This window comes from Luedemannella flava (genome assembly GCF_039528515.1).
GTDB classification, from domain to species: domain Bacteria; phylum Actinomycetota; class Actinomycetes; order Mycobacteriales; family Micromonosporaceae; genus Luedemannella; species Luedemannella flava.
In genome coordinates, this window is the sequence record NZ_BAAALT010000352.1 from 1 (window position 1) to 2,914 (window position 2,914).

Genomic DNA, 2,914 nt, shown 5'->3' on the forward strand with positions numbered 1-2,914 from the left:
CGCCGAGCAGGTTTTGGACGACGGGTACCACCGGTCGGCCACGAGAAGCCGACCGCCGTTCCATACGGTCTTGTACGCCAACTGGCGACGGATCTCCGTGAACCCCGCGTCAGCAACATGTCGGGCGAGCCGCCGGTTACGCAGCATGCCGGCCACGTTGAGGTCTTCCGCCACAATCGTGCCGTACTCGCCGGCCAGGCGGGTGGTGAGTTTATGCAGGTGGTCGCGGCGTAGGTTCGCTACCCGTGTGTGCGCGCCAGCCAGGCGGGTCGACGCGCGTTGCCACCGCCCGGATGGGCGCTGGCCGGTTCGGCGGTCGGGGCCGACCTTACGGGACAGGGCCCGGCCAAACGCACGGAGCCGCCGCTGCGCGGCGCCCAGGTGACGCGGATTGGCGATCATCTCGCCGGTCGACAGCACCGCCAGGTGACTGATGCCCACATCGACCCCCACAACAACATCGGGCCGGCGCGGAGTTCTTGCTGCTCGCTGCACCTCGACGGTGAACGCGACGAACCAACGGCGTCCGTCGCGGCGTACGGTCGCGGACATGATCCGGGCGGTGTTGTTGTCGAGGCGGCGGGCGAGTTTGCGGGCCGACTCGTGCAGCTTCAACCGGCCCAACCGGGGTAGGACCACATGCTTACGGTCAGGTTCGACCCGGATCGCGCCCGTGGTGAACCGCACCGATGGAGTAGTGCGCCGGCGGGACTTGAACCGGGGGAACCCGACCGGACGGCCGGCCCGGTTACCGTTGCGGGAGTCTGACCAGTTCTTCAACCCGCGCGCCAACGCGTCCAGGCCGGTGTTGAACGCCTCCTTGGAACATTCCCGCCACCACGGGGCCACCTCGCCTTTAACGGTGTTCCACGCGCGACGCAACGCGGGCAACGACCACGACATTGTGTCGGTGAGCTGATCGTCGGTAATGCCGTAGGACCGTTCGGCTGCCCGCTGGTCCATGACCGCTTTCACTCTGGCCAACGCCCAGTTATGGGCAACCCGGGCGGCACCCGCGTGCGCGAGAACCGCCCGTTCCTGGGTCGGGGTCAGGTCGAGAGCGAACCGGTACGCCTGGACCACCTTCACGTCGGGTCCTCAATGGCCGCCTGAACCGCGCGTCGGGCACGGTTCGCGGCAGCGCGACGACCGTACAGGCGGGCGCACAACGACGTGAGGATCTCGGTCACGTCCCGGACGAGGTCGTCGTCAACCTCGGCGGGATCAACGACCAGCAGCCGGCGGCCCTGGGCCCTCAGCGCAGCCTCCACATACTCGGCTCCGAACCGCGCGAACCGGCCCCGATGCTCAGCCACGATCGTGGACACAGACGGGTCACCCAGTAACGCCTGAAACCTTTTGCAGTGACCGTCAAACGCCGACCCGATCTCCGTGACCACCCGATCCACCGGCAACCGTTGGCCGGTTGCCCACACGGTGACCCGGGCAACCTGCCGGTCCAGATCCGCTTTCTGATCAACCGACGACACCCGCGCGTACACCACAGTCTGACCAACATCCGGCCCGGTCGCGGTCAACGGTTCACCAACCATGATCAGCCGACCAAGCCGGTAGGTAGGAACGGGCAACGTCCCGGACTCGTAACGCCTACGTGCGGTCGCATACGAAACCCCGGTAGCCGCCGCCCACTCCTTCAAATTCACACCACCACTATAGCAAGCTATTGAGTACTAGTGGCGATCAAAGCACCATCAGTTGACCCACCCTCACGCGTCGCGATCCGCCGCCCGTGCGGGTCCTGTCCGGGAAGGCCCTGATGGCAGTTGGCATCCGGTGGGCCGAGACTCGCGGTATGACGAACGTGACGCATCGATATGTGGCACAGACCTACGGGCGCGCCGCGTGGCGCCGGCTGGCCGCCGCGCTCGTCGCGGTGCCGTCGGCGGTGCGCGCGGCGGTCCGCCGGCCGGTGCGGGGCGTGCTGGCGCTCCCCGTCGCGGTCGTCGCGACCGGGCTCACCCTCGTCCTCGGCTTCCTCGTCCTGATCAACGTCCTGGCGTACCCGTTCCGGCCGTACCTGGGGTTGGGCGACAAGGATGGGAGCATCTGGGCGAGCACGTACGGGGACTCGTGGGGTGGCCCGACCCTGGTCGGCGCCTGGGCGGTGCACGCGCTCGGCGTCCTGCTGCTGGTGTTCCCGCTCCTGGTGTGGGCGGTCCGCGGCCTGCTGCGGGTGCAGGAACGGCTGACCGGCGCCCGTTAGCGCAGCAGGGCCTCGACGAAGTCGTCGCCGAGGCGGGCCGAGGCGGCCAGGTCCAGCTGGTAGAGCACGTACCGGCCCCGGCGCGTCGTGCTGACCAGGCCCGCCTTCTTGAGCACGGCGAGGTGGCGGGACACCTCGGGGGCGGTGAGCTGCCACGCCTCGGCCAGCTCGCCGGTGGTGTGCGGCCCGCGGGCGAGCGTGCGGGCCAGCCGCTGGCGCACCGGGTGCGCGAGCGCGTCGATGCGCCGGCGCACCATGTCGAGCGGGACCGGCCGGGTCCCCGCCTCCGTGGCCGGGTACTGCAGCACCGGCCGCCAGCCCGCCGCGTGCACCACGAGCAGGTGCGGCCGGCCGTACGCGGTCGGAATGAAGGTGACCCCCCGCCCGTACGCCGTGGTGGCGTTGTCCTGCAGTTTGTCGATCAGGATGCGGTGGCCGTCGGCTGACAGTGAGGCGGCGGGGGAGACCGCGGTGAGGGCGGCCGCCAGGCCGTGGCGGGTGAGGAGGTCGGCCTTGTGTCGCGAGTCGGCGGCGAGCCGGGGCAGCACCCGGGCCCACGCGTCGGCGAAGAACGCCTGCTCGCAGTCCTCCAGCAGCCGGCGCACCCAGCGGCGCACCGCCGGCGGGTCCGCCAGCAGCCGCGCGGCGAACTCGGCCTGCCGCGGGCCGCGCGCCGCGGCGAGGTCCAGC

General features: G+C 70.3%; 4 protein-coding genes. 1 reads left to right on the top strand and 3 read right to left on the bottom strand.

Translation table 11 applies throughout. From position 1 onward, the window contains the following. Together tnpB and ABD211_RS33275 are read right to left on the bottom strand one after the other, a co-directional pair. The coding region (tnpB, locus tag ABD211_RS33270; protein WP_344140527.1) for an IS607 family element RNA-guided endonuclease TnpB at positions 1-1,089 on the bottom strand (1,089 nt) is incomplete at its 3' end. Continuing rightward, a complete protein-coding gene (locus ABD211_RS33275) occupies positions 1,086-1,664 on the bottom strand; it encodes an IS607 family transposase (protein WP_344140529.1) in 579 nt (192 codons plus the stop codon). The genes ABD211_RS33275 and tnpB, both read right to left, overlap by 4 nt. Positions 1,665-1,813: 149 nt before the next feature. Here ABD211_RS33275 and ABD211_RS33280 point away from each other — a divergent pair, with 149 nt between their 5' ends. Next, positions 1,814-2,224, top strand: a complete 411-nt coding sequence (locus ABD211_RS33280; RefSeq protein ID WP_344140531.1) for a hypothetical protein — start codon at positions 1,814-1,816, stop codon at positions 2,222-2,224. On the opposite strand, the gene ABD211_RS33285 is transcribed toward ABD211_RS33280, so the two are convergent. After that, positions 2,221-2,914 (bottom strand): ArsR/SmtB family transcription factor (locus ABD211_RS33285; protein ID WP_344140533.1); only part of this gene is annotated, 694 nt, incomplete at its 5' end. The genes ABD211_RS33280 and ABD211_RS33285 overlap by 4 nt on opposite strands.